At 50.1% G+C, this 15,495-nt stretch carries 13 protein-coding genes; 7 read left to right on the top strand and 6 right to left on the bottom strand.

Features of this window, described 5'->3' with window-relative positions; all coding sequences use genetic code 11:
• The first annotated feature begins 3 nt into the window (after positions 1–3).
• Positions 4–525: a GNAT family N-acetyltransferase gene (locus tag AAGA79_RS10665; protein ID WP_411825785.1), complete on the top strand. Its 522-nt coding sequence runs from the start codon at positions 4–6 to the stop codon at positions 523–525.
• A gap of 33 nt (positions 526–558) precedes the next feature.
• On the opposite strand, the gene AAGA79_RS10660 is transcribed toward AAGA79_RS10665, so the two are convergent.
• The gene (locus AAGA79_RS10660; protein WP_411825784.1) at positions 559–1,521 is read right to left on the bottom strand and encodes a phosphotransferase family protein; all 963 of its coding nucleotides are present in this window, start codon (positions 1,519–1,521) and stop codon (positions 559–561) included.
• A 216-nt stretch (positions 1,522–1,737) separates the two neighbouring features.
• Here AAGA79_RS10660 and AAGA79_RS10655 point away from each other — a divergent pair, with 216 nt between their 5' ends.
• Positions 1,738–2,940, top strand: a complete 1,203-nt coding sequence (locus AAGA79_RS10655) for a DUF6786 family protein (protein ID WP_411828231.1) — start codon at positions 1,738–1,740, stop codon at positions 2,938–2,940.
• 46 nt (positions 2,941–2,986) lie between these two features.
• On the opposite strand, the gene AAGA79_RS10650 is transcribed toward AAGA79_RS10655, so the two are convergent.
• Entirely contained in the window at positions 2,987–4,126 is a 1,140-nt protein-coding gene (locus tag AAGA79_RS10650) for a XylR family transcriptional regulator (RefSeq protein ID WP_411825783.1), read from the bottom strand.
• A 229-nt stretch (positions 4,127–4,355) separates the two neighbouring features.
• Between AAGA79_RS10650 and AAGA79_RS10645 the strand changes: the two genes are divergently transcribed.
• A complete protein-coding gene (locus tag AAGA79_RS10645; protein WP_411825782.1) occupies positions 4,356–5,732 on the top strand; it encodes a sulfatase in 1,377 nt (458 codons plus the stop codon).
• Positions 5,733–6,040: 308 nt separating this feature from the next.
• Here the strand turns inward: AAGA79_RS10645 and AAGA79_RS10640 are convergent, their stop codons facing one another.
• Positions 6,041–6,958, bottom strand: a complete 918-nt coding sequence (locus AAGA79_RS10640) for an AraC family transcriptional regulator (RefSeq protein WP_411825781.1) — start codon at positions 6,956–6,958, stop codon at positions 6,041–6,043.
• Positions 6,959–7,055: 97 nt separating this feature from the next.
• Between AAGA79_RS10640 and AAGA79_RS10635 the strand changes: the two genes are divergently transcribed.
• On the top strand, positions 7,056–8,528 hold the full coding sequence (locus AAGA79_RS10635) for a xylulokinase (protein ID WP_411825780.1): 1,473 nt from the start codon (positions 7,056–7,058) through the stop codon (positions 8,526–8,528).
• 35 nt (positions 8,529–8,563) lie between these two features.
• Positions 8,564–9,892: a xylose isomerase gene (xylA, locus tag AAGA79_RS10630; protein ID WP_411825779.1), complete on the top strand. Its 1,329-nt coding sequence runs from the start codon at positions 8,564–8,566 to the stop codon at positions 9,890–9,892.
• A gap of 140 nt (positions 9,893–10,032) precedes the next feature.
• On the opposite strand, the gene AAGA79_RS10625 is transcribed toward xylA, so the two are convergent.
• Genes AAGA79_RS10625 through AAGA79_RS10615 form a run of 3 tightly spaced genes read right to left on the bottom strand, consistent with a single transcriptional unit; the run spans position 10,033 to position 12,536 of the window.
• Positions 10,033–10,818: a TerC family protein gene (locus AAGA79_RS10625; protein WP_411825778.1), complete on the bottom strand. Its 786-nt coding sequence runs from the start codon at positions 10,816–10,818 to the stop codon at positions 10,033–10,035.
• An 11-nt stretch (positions 10,819–10,829) separates the two neighbouring features.
• Positions 10,830–11,870: a UDP-3-O-(3-hydroxymyristoyl)glucosamine N-acyltransferase gene (lpxD, locus tag AAGA79_RS10620; protein WP_411825777.1), complete on the bottom strand. Its 1,041-nt coding sequence runs from the start codon at positions 11,868–11,870 to the stop codon at positions 10,830–10,832.
• Between the two features lie 18 nt (positions 11,871–11,888).
• Positions 11,889–12,536 carry an OmpH family outer membrane protein gene (locus AAGA79_RS10615; protein ID WP_411825776.1) on the bottom strand — a complete coding sequence of 216 codons (648 nt, stop codon included), beginning with the start codon at positions 12,534–12,536 and terminating at the stop codon, positions 11,889–11,891.
• Between the two features lie 268 nt (positions 12,537–12,804).
• On the opposite strand from AAGA79_RS10615, the gene AAGA79_RS10610 reads away from it, so the two are divergent.
• Positions 12,805–14,844, top strand: a complete 2,040-nt coding sequence (locus AAGA79_RS10610; protein ID WP_411825775.1) for a histidine kinase — start codon at positions 12,805–12,807, stop codon at positions 14,842–14,844.
• The gene (locus AAGA79_RS10605; protein WP_411825774.1) at positions 14,841–15,494 is read left to right on the top strand and encodes a response regulator transcription factor; all 654 of its coding nucleotides are present in this window, start codon (positions 14,841–14,843) and stop codon (positions 15,492–15,494) included. Before AAGA79_RS10610 ends, AAGA79_RS10605 begins: the two co-directional genes overlap by 4 nt.
• Position 15,495: the final 1 nt, after the last annotated feature.

The raw sequence follows: 15,495 nt of genomic DNA, 5'->3' as shown, positions 1-15,495 counted from the left end.
TTAATGGCCGCATCTGAAGATATAGTGCATGAGGGAGCTCATGTTTCCTCGAATGTACCTCGCGTAGAGATGGCAACATTGGACGATCTGCCGGCTCTTACTGAGTTGGTAATGGATTTGTTCTCAATGTCTTCCGGCGATTTTGTCCCCAATCGGGAGGTGCAGGAACGTGGCTTGCGATTGATTCTGGAGCAACCTAGCCGAGGACGTATTGCCGTTGTAAGGAATGATGATCAGATATTTGGAATGGTGAATATGCTTTTCACTATTTCCACAGCTCGCGGGGGATTTGTTATCCTAATGGAGGACGTGGTAATCCATCCACACCACAGGGGGCAAGGTTTCGGGACGATGCTTCTGGATCACGTGATCGAGTTTGCTAAGCAAAAGGAATTTCTAAGGATTACTCTTCTTACGGACAAAATCAGCGCCGAGAGTCAGGAGTTCTTCAGAAAGCAGGGCTTTGACTACTCCAACATGATTCCGATGCGTTGTCTCATCGAGCACGACGAGAATCTTGCATAGGATCAGGAGTGGGGTCCGTAGGCTGGCGTAGTGTTAGCTGGCGTTGGCCAAATATTTTTTGAGTATTGGCGTAAGGGCGTCTTCGATATCGGTGCCCTGAATGACGGTAAGCAGAGACTTAACTGCCACTGGAATGTGGAGACGGTACCAGTTGTCCCCTTTGTTCTCGATGATATTTCCGAAGGCGCCCAAGGCTTGCATGAGCCGCTGTGCAGCGCATTTGTTAAAAAGTGACTCTTCCGGTCTCTCGTCTGAAATATCTTCCCAGAGATCCATAAGTTGTTCCCGTTCATCCGCCGAGTGATCCATGTATGGATCGAAGATAAATGAGGCGAGATCGTACTCCTGGCGTCCGCGACGGAGGCCCTGGAAATCAATCATGTAGATTTTTTCACCCTTTATAAGAAGGTTCTGCGACTGGAAATCCCTATGGACGAGATGTTTATGGGATGCCCCGAGTGCTTGGGCCATTTCGATGAAGCTTTCGTTCTTTTCCAAGGGAACAGGGTTCTCCTTGAGGAAATCTTCGATGAAGTAATCGAAGAAGTATTTCTGCTCCCAACGATAAAGATCTGCATCGAAGGGCTCCATCAGTTCAAGATCCTTCGGAACCCGGGTGTAGAAAAGACGATCGATCTGCTCCAGAGCGGAGCGATAGTAGGGGAGTCTTGTTTTGAACGGTTTATCCTTGAGTGACAGAAGGTCTGTGTTTCCCAGGTCCTCTACCAGAGCGAGGTTGTGCTGGGAGCGATCGTAAAGAATTGCGGGCACATTGAAGCGCGCATTTTTCAAAAATTCTGCAACAGGGACAAACTGGGCATTATCCTCGCGCTCATCCGTCCAGTGAATGCCGATGAAATCCTCATGAACCGGAGTTTTGACCCTAACGATGGTTCGTCCTGAGGCTCCTCGTTTGATGGGAACCATGGTGATCGGTGTCGTCGGATCTACCTCTAGATATTGCCTTGCAGTTGAAAGGATGGCTTCGGTGGACATGGGGAACTGAATCTATAACGAATTCTAGGGATTAAGGAAGTGGAAATGGTCTCTGGAAACTGGAACCTGCAATTTTAAGCAGCAGAAATTGCTCGGATTACGGAAAATTTCGAGTTTTATTGGTCTGAACTCGTGATCGCAGTTTTTACAAATCCCAAACATATGAACATGATTAATAGGAAATCCCTAAGTAAAATTATTTTGTTTCCCTTCCTGATGGGGATATCAATCCAAAATGGAAATGGTGCCGCCGAGGCCGGTGCATTTGCGGACGATGCCGCTTTCATGGCGAAGCACACCGAACTTGTGATCCTACACAAGGGGCAGTCTGCAGTGGCAGTGGCACCTGCCTATCAGGGGCGTGTGATGACCAGCACCTTCGATAGGGCTGATGGTCCGAGTTTTGGCTGGATCAATCGACCTGTGATTGAAAAAGGATTCCTCACGGACGAGGAACGGGAAGGGAAATTGGAGGAGCATATCTATATCTTCGGCGGTGAGGAGCGATTCTGGCTGGGACCCGAGGGGGGGCAGTTTGCTCTGTTCTTCAAGCCCGGGACAAAGTTTGAGTTCTCTGATTGGACGACTCCTCCGGTGATCGATACCGAGGCCTTCGGGAAAATAGAGCATGATGAGGATTCGGTGAAATTTGAACACAGTGCTGAGCTGGTTAACTATAGTGGTGCCAAATTTGAGGTGGGGATTGAGCGGACAGTCACTGTCTTGGACAAAGACGACGCCAGCAAACTGCTGGGTGTGGAGATTGGGGGAAACCTACAAATGGTCGGATATGAAACCGATAACCGTATTACCAATCAAGGAGAAGAGGAATGGAAGGCCGAGACCGGGTTGCTTTCGATCTGGATGTTGGGAATGTATAATCCATCCCCCGAGACAACGGTTGTTATTCCTTTCGAAGACGGAGAGGTAGAGAAGCTGGGAGCAAAAGTGAATGATAGCTATTTCGGCAAAGTGCCGGACGAATATTTGCAGGTGGAGGAAAATATTCTATATTTCCGCGGAGATGGAACACGCCGCGGGAAGATCGGAATTTCTCCACAACGATCGAAAGGTATTGCCGGTAGCTATGATGCCGCAGGCAAGGTTTTGAATGTAGTGACCTACAATATTCAGGAATCTCCGAACGGTTTTGTAAATTCGATGTGGGAAATTCAGGAGCAGCCATATGCAGGAGATGCCATCAATTCCTACAACGATGGGTCCCCCGAGCCTGGTGTGGCGCCCTTGGGACCATTTTATGAGCTGGAGACATCATCTCCAGCCGCTGCCTTGAAGCCCGGTGAGACCATGAATCACATCCAGCGGACATACCACATCCAAGGGTCGGATGAGGAGTTGAACCCGATCGCAGAAAGTCTTTTCGGTGTAGGGCTGAAGGAGATCCAAGAAAAATTCTAGAGCTTCCAGGTGGTAGGAGGGGAACTGGTTTTCCCCTCTGTTCCCGCTAGAGGTGGAGGCGGTATTTTCTCGGTGTTGTTTGGAGGTGCTGTTTGAAAATTCGATTCATGTATTCCTGAGAGTTCAGGCCCGTGCGTTCCGCTATTACTGCGATCGGTAGATCTGTGCTGCTCAGCATCTCTCGGGCGAGTCGAAGTTTCTCCGATAAGATCAAGTCACCAACAGTGCGATTAAGATGATGACGGAATCTGCGCTGTAGAACGCTCCGTGAGAGTCCGGAAACTTTCGCGACCTCGTCCAGACTAGGGCTGTTCGAGGCTTGCTCTCGGATGTATTTTATAGCGGTGAGGGTAGATGGATCCTCGATTGCCACAAACTCGCTCGAAATCCTCCTGTGGAGGGTGTGCTTATCCACTTCGACTACCTTTTTTGGCAACTCCCTGCCTTCGATAAGATCCGAGAGACCTTTCGCTGCCAGATAACCCACTTGCTCGTGATCAGGCATGATGCTGCTGAGCCGTGGTCGGCAGAGATTGGAGAATGGTCCGTCATTATCCACTCCAACAACGCTCACTCTATCAGGAATCGAGAGTTTCAGCTGATGGCACGCCTCGAAAAGGATAGGACCGAATTGATCGCTCGCCACCATGATCCCGGTGGGGAGCGGTAATGTTCGAAGCCAGGATTTTATAGCCTCAAACGAGTCTCCGGAGAGCATGTGATCGGTCAGTCGCTTCTCCATATGAAAACTTGCGACCTTGTATTGATTTACTTCGATTTCCTTGGTGAAGGCTTCTTCCCGCTCTATTGACCACCGCTCGTTTCCCAAACCGATGAAGGCGAAATTCTTATGGGCGCTCTCCAAGAAATGCTCTGCCACGGACTTTCCAATGGCACTGTCGTTGCACTTGAAAAGTGGGTAGGGGAGTGGCGAAATATTCCCCAGAACATCTACTGTCGGGAGATTTTTTTCCTGAATTATTGCAAGCGATTCAGGGTTGGCAATCCGCGCAATGATCCCATCACCCTGCCAATCGCGGAGAGCTTCCGAGGACATCGCTCCGAGCGGGCCAACATGTTGGAATACCGACCAGTCGGGCCGCTCATCGACATACCGTGAAATTCCGTCGAGGATGCCCCTGCCGGATGCGAGTGATGTTTCAACTAAAATGGCGATTCGTTTCATGAAAGTGACCTGATCTAATCGCTGAAATGACCCTATAAGGTATATTTTCGCAAGGAAATTAATGATCGAGCTAGAAGTTTCCAGATAGCAAAGCCTGAGCTGCTAAAAATTTACAAACGAGTTCGTCACTTTTATGATTCCCTGGATTTCTCACGAATATTTGTAAATTCCGACAGGAAAAGGAAATGTTATTGATATATTGGGTCGTCTCCGCCGTATCATACTGGGTATGTTCAAGATTCAAATTCCCCTTGCGGCTGCACTTCTTTTTCAGATCGGTGGTATCACTGCCTTTGCGGAAACGGCACAGCCAAATATTGTCTTCATCATGGCGGATGATTTGGGGCCTGGGTGGGTGGATTTTGATGGAAGTGATCCGAAGATCAACACACCCAATTTGCAGCGACTTGCGGAATCCGGGATGGTTTTCAGTAAGGCATATAGCTCGGCAACGGTTTGTTCACCGACGCGGGCTTCCTGTATTACCGGGATGTCTCCGGCTCAAATCGGGCTGACGACCCATATTCCCGGCATTGCAGGTAGGGAGAGGGTGGCGAAGGGGAATCCATCGGATGCTGATACTCTGACCGCGCTGCCGCTGGACTCACCGAGCTATGCCCGTGAGTTGAAAAAACAGGGTTATGCCACGGCTTTCATTGGGAAGTGGCATCTTGCCGGTGAGGGGAGCCAGAAGACAAAGAACGGTATTGTGGATGATAAATTTCACCCGGAGCACTTCGGCTTCGATTCAAACATAGGTGGCTGTGCTTATGGCCAGCCGGCATCGTGGTTTGACCCTTATAAGAATGGAACGATCAAAAATCGGAAAAAGGGTGAGTATCTGACCGACCGCCTGGGTGATGAGGCAGTCGACTACATTGAGAAGCACAAAGCTGTGCCTTTTCATCTCTCGCTCTGGCTGTATCAGGTCCACACGCCTATCAAGGCACCAAAGGACTTATTGAAAAAGAATGGAGGAAACGCTTATCTGGCAATGCTCGAGAGCATGGATATGGCGGTGGGTAAAGTGCTCGACTCCCTTGATTCCAACGATTTGAGAGAAAATACTATGGTGGTATTCTACTCGGACAATGGGGGGCATATGCCTACAAAATGGTTGGCAGATAAGAAGGGATCACTACTTGAGGGTGGTATCCGCGTGCCGATGGCGGTGAGTTGGCCGGCGGTTATAAAATCGGGTTCCGAGACATCAGTCCCGGTTACGACGATGGATTTCTTCCCAACGTTTGTACATGCTGGCGGAGGCTCAACCGAAGAAATCAAACAACTGGAAGGTTTGGATCTATTGCCGCTTTTCCAGGGCAAGGATAAGTTGGATCGGGATGCGCTCTTCTGGCACTACCCTCACAATCGACCGGATGTGAAATACTTCATGGGAAGTGCGATCCTCTCTGGCGGATGGAAGCTATATCAGGGCTACGGGTTAAAGGAAGACGCTCTTTTCAATATAGATACAGATTCAATGGAGAAGAATAACGTCTTGTCGGAAAATCCGGAGCTGTCTGAACGCCTCCGCGGGCGTCTCAACAAATGGCTGAAAAGTGTGGATGCGAAATTCCCGGATTCTGAAAAGTCACCCCGATAGGCCTACTTCAGCGCTCCCCCTGCAGGATAAAGAATATTTTTCGGTTCTAGTTGTCCTCTCTATTTATTCGTCCGTACAGGCTCATTTTCCGGGAACCCTGATTGCGACTACCCGCTATGTCTCAAAGGGACTGGCCTACAGGATAATGTGATTCCGGTATTCGGAATGGAAAAGGGCTTCTGGAGGGCAGCGCCTTCATCGCTGATGTGTCGGGGGGGAGTTGATCATTTGCCTAGGATTTGCAAATACGCGTTATGGCTCCTGTTCTTTGGGATATTAATCCGAAGTTCCGCAACTGAGAAGGTTCTTCAAGGTTGGCTGATCGGTAGCTGCCCCTTATTGCGATACTGGCGCGGAGTTTGATCGCTGATTTTTCTGAAACACCGGGTGAAATAGTTGCTATCGTTGAAGCCGATCTGCATGGCAACTTCGGTGACACTCAGCTCGGTGTTTCGAAGCAGTTCCATCGATTTCTGAACACGTAGGTGCTGCAGGTATTCGATGGGGGTTTGCCCTGTGGCCTTACGAAAAATACGCATGAGATTACTCCGCGACATGTGTGCTATTTTTGCCAGTTCATCAATTTTCCACTCGCGTGAAAAATCCTGCTCCAGTGCGCCAATAACAGTGCCCATCCGGAGTAGGGCATGGGACTCCGTTCTATCGGTTTCCTCATAAGTGCGGGACAAGTAGACAATGAGCTCCAGCAGCTTGGCCCGCAAGGCCACTTCGTATCCTACCCTCTGCTTGCTGCACTCGATCTCCATGGTTTCAACCAGACTTTCCACATGGGCCAGCTGAAGCTGATCAAGATGGAGATGCTGGCTTGCGGATTTCGACTGTCTGCGCAGGACCGGCTCCAGCATGAATACCGCACAGTATCCGGGAATACGCCGGAGTTCGCTCTCCGGTAGGCCCAGATGATCCGCGTCATACATGACGTTGAGCAGTTTTAAATTTTCCCGCTGGTGATAGAAGTGCCGCTGGTTTCCCTGAAGTAAAAGAACATCTCCCCTCGAAACTGGAAATTCATTTCCCTCCAGAGAATGGATTGCGCGTCCTTCGGCAACTATCGCCAGTTCATGAAAGTCATGGCTGTGTTCGACCCTGGTCAAGTCGTGGGGGTGCGATGGCTGATCAAGCGTATCCGTGGCAACTCTACGTACGGTAACGGGAAATCCGTTCGCGCCGAAGTAGTCTATACCATCTGCGATCGTGTGCTGCATACTATGCGATTATTGTGCTAAAATTTGCGATGATGTTCAAGGATATGAATCCTCGAATGTGAAAGTATTCTTGAGAAAACCAACTTGAAACCCACCAATGGCATATCTTCTAGGAATCGATATCGGCAGCTCATCCGTGAAGGCTGCACTAATGGATGCACAAAGCGGAAAATGTGTGGGTAGCGCCAGCTTTCCCGAAACTGAAATGAAAATCGGCACTCCGGAGCCGGGCTTTGCGGAGCAGGACCCCGAGCTATGGTATAAATACGCGAAAAAATCGGTGCATAAGGCGATGGAGCTGGCGGGTGCAAGCCCGGAGGACGTGAAGGCGGTGGGTATTGCTTATCAAATGCATGGTCTGGTATGCGTGGATAGTGCTCAGAACGTGCTTTGCCCTGCAAATATCTGGTGCGACTCGCGGGCTGTTCCATTTGGAGAAAAGGCGTTTCTCGAAATTGGCGAGGAAAAGTGTCTTGGCGGTCTTCTGAATTCTCCCGGGAATTTCACAGCTTCAAAGCTGGCCTGGATCAAAGAAAATCAGCCGGAGATCTTTGCTAAAGTTGATAAAATCCTGCTGCCAGGTGATTGGCTGGCAATGAAGTTGACGGGCAAGGCCACTACTACGGTTTCGGGCCTTTCTGAAGGAATGTTCTGGGATTTCGAGAAGGAGCAGGTGGCGGATTTTCTGATGGATTACTACGGTTTCTCACCTGATGTTCTTGGGGAAATCGTTCCTACATTTGGAAATCAGGGGGAGGTGACTGAATTTGCAGCGGCCGAATTTGGATTGGCGGCGGGCACACCGGTCAGCTATCGCGCGGGAGACCAGCCGAACAATGCGTTTTCTTTGAATGTTTTGAAACCGGGTGAAGTAGCTGCTACAGCGGGCACTTCGGGTGTTATCTACGGTGTGAGTGGCAACAGAAGCTACGATCCGAAGTCGCGTGTGAACTCGTTCGCCCATGTGAACCACACAAAGGACGACGTGCATGTGGGAATTCTTCTTTGCATCAATGGTACAGGAATTCTCAACGCATGGACCAAGAGGTTGATGGGGGATCTCAGCTACAATGAGATGAACGATTTAGCGAAAACTGCTCCGATAGGTAGTGGCGGAATTACTGTTCTTCCATTCGGCAACGGGGCGGAACGGGTTCTGGAAAACCGGGAGGTCGGAGCCCAGATTTGCGGCTTGGATTTCAATCGTCACGATCGCTCACATATCTGCCGGGCAATCCAGGAGGGAATCGTTTTTTCGCTGATGTATGGCTTTGAAGTTATGCGTGAAATGGGAATGGGCGCTTCAAAAATCAGGGCTGGAGCAGCGAATTTATTCCAGAGCGAAGTCTTCTGCGAGACTCTGGCAGGAGTGAGTGGAGCGAAGATCGAGCTATATGAAACGGACGGCGCATTAGGTGCCGCGCGGGGTGCCGGTCTCGGTGCAAAGGTGTTTGCCGATACGGAAGAGGCTTTCGAAAATCTTGAGTTGCGTGGAGAGATCAGTCCGAAGGAGGGCCCCTACGTCGAAGCATATCTGAAGTGGAAGAATCACCTGCAGCAGGCGGTTTAGTCAAAAACTAGAAATCAAAAATCAATAAAACAACCATGAGTATTATCACAGGAGAGAAAGAGTATTTCCCGGGAATCGGGAAAATCGCATTTGAAGGCGCGGAGAGCGATAACCCGCTGGCTTTCAAATATTACGATGAAAATGCTTTGGTGGGCGGAAAGTCCATGAAGGAAATCATGCGCTTTGCCATTTCCTACTGGCATTCATTCTGTGGAACTGGCGGAGATCCTTTTGGTGGCCAGACCCATGCGCTTCCGTGGATACATGGCGATGATGCGGACACACGTGCGAGGCATAAGATGGATGCAGCTTTTGAGTTCATCACAAAAATCGGATCACCTTTCTACTGTTTCCACGACTACGATCTTGTGGAGGAGGGTGACACATTCAGCGAATCGACCCGTCGTTTGGAAGCTATCGTGAAATATGCAAAAGAGAAGCAAGCCGCTTCAGGAGTGAAGCTCCTGTGGGGAACTGCGAATCTCTTCAGTAATCCGCGTTATATGAATGGTGCCGGGACGAATCCGGATTTCAATGTAGTGGCCTACGCCGGGGCACAGCTTAAGAACGCGATTGATGCGACTATCGAACTCGGTGGTGAGAACTACGTTTTCTGGGGAGGCCGTGAAGGCTACATGACCCTGCTCAATACGGACATGAAGCGTGAGCAGGAAAATTTCGCGAACTTGTTGAGAATGGCTCGTGACTACGCTCGCGGCCAAGGTTTCAAGGGGAATTTCTTCATCGAGCCGAAGCCTATGGAGCCAAGCAAGCATCAGTATGATTTCGATTCGGCTACGGTTGTCGGTTTCCTCAAGGCCCATGGTCTGGAAAATGATTTCAAACTCAACATTGAGGTAAATCACGCCACTCTCGCGCAACACACCTTCCAACATGAGCTGCAGGTAGCTGCGGACAACAACATGCTGGGAAGTATCGACGCGAACCGTGGTGATTACCAAAACGGGTGGGATACGGATGAGTTTCCGATCAACGTCCGCGAAATTACCGAGGCTATGCTGGTAATACTCGAGGCGGGTGGCCTCCAGGGTGGGGGAACAAATTTCGATGCGAAGATCAGGAGAAATTCAACGGATCCCGAGGATCTCTTTATCGCGCACATCAGTGGTATGGATGTATTTGCCAGGGCACTGATCGCTGCGGACAAGATTCTCGTAAAATCTCCATATAAGAAGCTCAGGGAGGACCGCTATGCATCTTTCTCAACCGGGCAGGGCGCTGAATTCGCCGCTGGGAATCTGACATTGGAAAATCTGGCCAGCATCGGCGCCGAAGGCGGCGAGCCTGCCAGAACAAGCGGTAAGCAGGAGCTATACGAGGCTCTGGTTAACCAGTATACCTAGGCCGTAGATCGAACGATCTCCAAGCTCCTACCTGTGTTCCACGGGTAGGAGTTTTTTATTATCCCTAACGCTCAGACAGAATGGATCTGCTGTTTTGAGAATTTGAAGCGGACCCTAGCATTTCCTGCGACCAAGGGTCCTCAGGGACGTGGAACCGAGCCAGTGTTTTTGGACCGGATCTTGAGGTTGAGTAATTCAACTCCCAGGGAGAACGCCATTGCGAAGTAGATATAGCCTTTCGGTATCGCGAAGTGGAAACCTTCCGCGATGAGGGCGGTGCCAATGAGGATCAGAAACGAAAGAGCCAGCATTTTTATAGAAGGATGTTTTGAAACAAAATCTCCAATGCTTCCGGCCGCTACCATCATGACTCCAATGGAGATGACTACAGCAAGCATCATAACTGATAGGTGATCCGCCATGCCAGCTGCCGTAATTACCGAATCCAGTGAAAATACGACATCAATGATCGCAATCTGGGCCATGATTGCTCCGAATGTAGCTGCCTTTGTCGAGGCGTGGGTTTCCGATTCTCCTTCCAGCTTATGATGAATCTCCTTGGTGGCTTTCCAGATCAGGAAAAACCCACCAGCTAGAAGGATCATGCCTTTTCCACTGATTCCAAGCTGGCCTCCATGTTCTGCTGCGTAGGGAATCATATTCCAGAGAATAGGATGGACCGGTATGGAAAACAGATTGGCGGTAAGCCCCATCATCCAGGATATCGTAGCAAGCAGGCAAAGCCGGGTGATCATTGCCAGACCCAAACCGATGATCCTCCCTTTTTTCCGCTGCTCCTCGGGCAGGCGATCCACAAGGATAGAAATGAAGACGATGTTATCAATACCAAGAACGATCTCCAGTAGCGTCAGGGTAAGAAGTGCGGCCCACGCATCGGGCTGAGCGAACCATGAGAAATCGAACATTTCGGTGTTAGCTAGGAGTTTTTGGCAGAGGCTGCTTTTTCGAGAGCTTTGATCCGATCAGCCAGCTTCGGTAGGCGGCGGACAAGGGCTTCCAATTTCATGGAGTGTCTCAGCGGGGTGGCAGGTTTACCCCCATAGATGATACCACCTTCAAGGGATTGGGTGACTCCACCTCGAGCGGTGACGGTTACCTTTTCACCGATTTCGATGTGTCCAACCACACCGACCTGGGCGGCAAGGGTGACGTAATCACCGATTTTCGTACTACCTGCGATTCCTGTCTGGGAAACGATAAGGCAGTGTTTTCCGATGATGCAGTTGTGGGCGATTTGAACCAGATTATCGATTTTTGTGCCTTCACCGATCACTGTTTTTCCAAAGCGGGCACGATCAATCGTGGTATTGGCACCGATCTCGACATCGTCACCGACTACAACATTTCCTACCTGAGGGATCTTTTCATGGCGACCATTTGCAAATTCGTAGCCATAACCGTCCGCGCCGATAACGCAGCCGGGCTGGAGCTGGACACGATCGCCGATCACGCAGTTTTCACGGATGGAGACATTGGATGCGATCTTGCAGTCCTTTCCTACCGAAACATTCGGGTAAATGGTCGCATTGGGAGCGATCTCGGTGCCATCTCCAATGCTGGCTCCGTCCATTACGACGGCTCCGGCATGGATACAGACCTTATCGGGATTCAGCTTTGCAGTGGGTGAAACTGAGGCTGTGGAATGGATGCCGGGAGAGAATGTTGCCAGCTTTTCCGAGAAATGCGAGATGACCGCGGAAAATGCCAGCGATGGATTTTTAACAGCTATCAGAGCTGGCCCGGAGTTCTGGAAATCGTGACCCTCGGGTACAATAACAGCGCCTGCCTTTGTATAGAGAAACTGCTGAAAATACTTCTCATTTCCGAGGAAACTGATGTCGGCGCTTTCCGCAAGGTCCAGCGAGGCCATCCCTGTAAACTGAGAGCTCGCCTCACCGCATATGATTTTTCCATCAATGCGTTGGGCGAGCTCTTGTAGACTTAGGCTGATTGCCAAAGTAGTAGATTGGTTGATTTATTCCCCCTGAGGAGCTTCCGGAGCGGCTTCTGCAGCTTCTTCTTCGTCTTCAGCAGGTGCTGATTCCGCAGGAGCGTCCTTGTTCAGATCCTTGAGAAGGCCGGCAGTAATGTCTGTGGCGTCCTTGGTGTAGAGGAGGAAAGGAACCTGGGAGGTGCTGAGACCGGATTTGTCGAAAACGTAATCGTAGTCGCCCGTTTTGGCCTGCTCTTCAACGAGTTTGCGGATTTCCTCGAGAATGCCTTTCATACGCTGAACCATTTTCTCATTGAGTGCCTGATTCCGGCGCTGGAGGAATTCGCGGCGCTCACGATCGAGTGCGATACCTTCCTGTTGCTGCATCTGCCAATCCTTGAATAGGGACTGTTTTTTGGTGTCGTTGATCGATGGATCCTCGATTTGTTTTTTGAGATTGCTGAGATTTGTTTCCAGTTCGCGGATGCGACCTAGACGTGTGTTATTGTCTTTCTGGATGCGGGCACGCTCTACGTTGATTTGCTTTTGCGCTTCATTGGTGCGGTAGTATTGCTTGAAGAGCTCCTGCATATCTACGGTAGCGATTTTGAGATCGGATTCCTGTGCATTGGCCGTAGTGAAGAGCGAGGCTGCTAGTGCCATGCTGAGAAAACGTCGAAATAGAGTCATATTGAGGTGTATTGGTTACTTGAATGCGAATGTTTGCCGGGGAAGCTTGGATGCAAAGTTCTGGGCAGTCAACGAACAACCTTGAAGGGGATGAGCGAATTAAAGCTGCGGAATTCAGTTTGTCCGGTGCCGGGCCCGACGGTGTTTTTCGAAATCCGGGAGATTTTCAGGGCTGTATATCAATCGTTTACTAAAAGTCAGTAGATATGGCCCGGTCGGTTAGTTCATTTTTCTTGATAGTCCTATAGGAATTGACATTATATCCTACGTGATTACCCCCCAGCAATTGCTGAACTGTCGTCTTCTGACAGGAGTTACCTCCTGCCTTTCGATTGCTGCGTTCTCGATTAGCACCGCTGGAGCTGAACCATCCCTGGGAAATCCGATCGGGAAGGTCGCACGGCTTTTCAATCCTAAATTGGTGAAGATGGAGGAGCGGGTTCAATTTCTTGACCGCCAGTTGATGTCGCTGGCTGTCTACAATGAGCACGTGCTCAAAACGGGAATCGGCTGCAGGGGTGTTAAACTGAAAGCTTCAGATCCGGAACCGACCGTTACTCTTGATTTGGGTGAAGATTTTCCGATTGATAAGTTGTATCTGGTGCCAGTGCAGGAGGGTGGAGGCACGCAGGGAAATATATTTCCGAAGCGATTTACCATCGAACTGTCCGGTGTGGAGGACTTTTCCGAATCTCGGATATTGTATTCTTCCGCGGACAAATATTTCCCGGAAACAGGTGGGAAACCCGTCAAATTCAACGGCCAGGGGGCAAGGGCCCGCTACGTAAGGTTAACTGTCAATCAAGGGCAACCGCGCGGCGATAGCGAGATTTTCGGGATTTCCGAGATTGTGGTAATTTCTGACTCATATCCGGTATCATTTGGGTGCGAGGTGAAGGCTTCCGGGACACTACAGGTCGGAGAATTCTGGTTTCCTGATGCTGTGGTGGATGGCCGCATGCCTCTCGGTGTGTGGCAGGGAGGTCAATGGGCCCGTAGAGCGGACAGGGGGGATCTAGAGTATGTGGATTCAGCCGATACAGAGATTTCTTGGAGTCTGGATTTGGGCGAGATTTCCGAGATATCCCTGATAAATCTATTTCCCTTCGATATTCGCGAAGCCCTGGAGGCCGGGATTCTTCCTGAAATTTTGGACATTCAGGTGCGAAATGGTCCCGAGGAAGAATTTCAAACGATCGCCCAATGGAGAAATCCGATCGAGGGGGTAAACCATGAAACACCTCTGGTTTTTGCTTTCGACGATGTAAGAGCGCGGGAAATTCGGGTTGTCGGGAAGAAGGCAAGGGAGGTTGATGGAAAGTTTTTGTATGGTCTTTCGGAGATCGAAGTTTGGTCCGAACATAAGAACCTGGCGATGGGCAGGCCGGTGATTCTTGATGTTTCAGGTGAAAAGGAGCGTCTTTCTACGAGGACGAACGGATTTGCGAGTAATCGGCAAATCATTCCCGTCGGCTCATGGTTGGGTCAATTAAACGATCGCTGGCGGGTAGAGAATGAGATTGGGGCATTGCAACCCATGCGCGTCCAAATGGCATCCGAAAGCGAACTCAACGCCACATGGGGCTCTGCCATGATGCTGGGTCTTACATTTTTGATCCCGGTTTTCATCGTTGAGCGTAGGCGTCTGATTTCGCGAAATCAGATGGATCAGCTCAGAAAGCGGATCGCGTCCGATTTGCACGACGACATCGGAAGTAATCTCGGAAGTATCTCACTGATCGCCCGGACGGCGCGCAAGGATCTGATTCGTCTCGCCGGACCTGCAATTGTTGGGGAGGACTTGAATGAGGTGGAGAGCATAGCCAGGGAAAGCTCGCTTGCGATGCGTGATATTGTATGGCTTTTGGAAAGGAAACAGGACTCGATCGGAGACTTGGTCCAGAGGATGAGGGAGACAGCCAGCAGGATGCTGAGGGAGATTGATTATTCAATCGAATGTGATTCTACCAAGGCTACGGCAAAGCTTTCTCTGGATGCGAAGCGTCATCTCTTTTTGTTCTATAAGGAAGCGATTCACAATATTGTGAAGCATTCAAAGGCAACGAAGATCACTGTCCGTCTCTGGGACAAAGGTGATAAGCTGGCGCTGGAAGTGATTGATAACGGAGGAGGATTGCCGGTGGTGTTGCATGAGGGCAAAGAAGTTCCTCAGCGAGTCCGTAAGCTTGACGAACGGGCTCGAGTGCTTGAGGGACATCTCGATATAAAAACGGAGCGGGACAAAGGTACTGAAATTTTGTTAACTGTGAAGCGCTCCTTATTGATAGTAGCCCCAGCATTGAAATGACCGAAGCAAAGAAAAAATCCACCATTTGGATTCTCGAGGATCACCAGATTTTCGCGAAACAGATCCGCCGCTTGATCGAGAGTGAGGATGATTTGGAATGCCCTTACCACTTTGCTTCTCCCGACGAGTTTTTCGATAAGCTTAAATTTACCTCGGATTACCCTGATGTTCTATTGCTGGATCTCGGGTTGCCGAAAATGGATGGTCTGGAGGTCTTGGTTGAGGTTCGGAAAATTCTGCCGGACCTGAAAGTATTGATTCTTTCCGCGTTCGATGACCGTGAGCGTGTCTACCGGGCGATCTGTAACGGCGCCTCAGGATACTTGCTGAAGACTTCCGGCCCGGACGAAATTCTAGATGGAATCCATGATGTGATCGACGGTGCTGCGGCACTTAGCAGTGCGATTGCTACAATGATTCTCAATGGTTTTGCAAAACACGGTCCCGTGGAGCAGCTGGAACCTCTGACAAGTAGAGAGGAAGAAGTGCTGAAATTTTTGGTGAAAGGATTTACGAAAAAAGAGATAGGCGAACAGTTGCATATTTCCCAGCACACGGTGGATATGCACCTTCGGGCGGTCTACAGGAAGCTGCATGTTAGATCGCAGACCGAAGCCGTTTCAAAGGCGCTACGGCAGGGGATTGTCTGAA

The organism is Luteolibacter sp. AS25 (genome assembly GCF_046736275.1).
In the GTDB taxonomy this organism is placed as follows: domain Bacteria; phylum Verrucomicrobiota; class Verrucomicrobiia; order Verrucomicrobiales; family Akkermansiaceae; genus Luteolibacter.
This window is presented reverse-complemented; position numbering and strand designations above follow the sequence as displayed.

Coding starts and splice junctions, on each gene's coding strand:
- AAGA79_RS10665 (WP_411825785.1), top strand. CDS start 4: ATGGCCGCATCTGAAGATATAGTGCATGAGGGAGCTCATGTTTCCTCG.
- AAGA79_RS10660 (WP_411825784.1), bottom strand. CDS start 1,521: ATGTCCACCGAAGCCATCCTTTCAACTGCAAGGCAATATCTAGAGGTA.
- AAGA79_RS10655 (WP_411828231.1), top strand. CDS start 1,738: ATGGGGATATCAATCCAAAATGGAAATGGTGCCGCCGAGGCCGGTGCA.
- AAGA79_RS10650 (WP_411825783.1), bottom strand. CDS start 4,126: ATGAAACGAATCGCCATTTTAGTTGAAACATCACTCGCATCCGGCAGG.
- AAGA79_RS10645 (WP_411825782.1), top strand. CDS start 4,356: ATGTTCAAGATTCAAATTCCCCTTGCGGCTGCACTTCTTTTTCAGATC.
- AAGA79_RS10640 (WP_411825781.1), bottom strand. CDS start 6,958: ATGCAGCACACGATCGCAGATGGTATAGACTACTTCGGCGCGAACGGA.
- AAGA79_RS10635 (WP_411825780.1), top strand. CDS start 7,056: ATGGCATATCTTCTAGGAATCGATATCGGCAGCTCATCCGTGAAGGCT.
- xylA (WP_411825779.1), top strand. CDS start 8,564: ATGAGTATTATCACAGGAGAGAAAGAGTATTTCCCGGGAATCGGGAAA.
- AAGA79_RS10625 (WP_411825778.1), bottom strand. CDS start 10,818: ATGTTCGATTTCTCATGGTTCGCTCAGCCCGATGCGTGGGCCGCACTT.
- AAGA79_RS10615 (WP_411825776.1), bottom strand. CDS start 12,536: ATGACTCTATTTCGACGTTTTCTCAGCATGGCACTAGCAGCCTCGCTC.
- AAGA79_RS10605 (WP_411825774.1), top strand. CDS start 14,841: ATGACCGAAGCAAAGAAAAAATCCACCATTTGGATTCTCGAGGATCAC.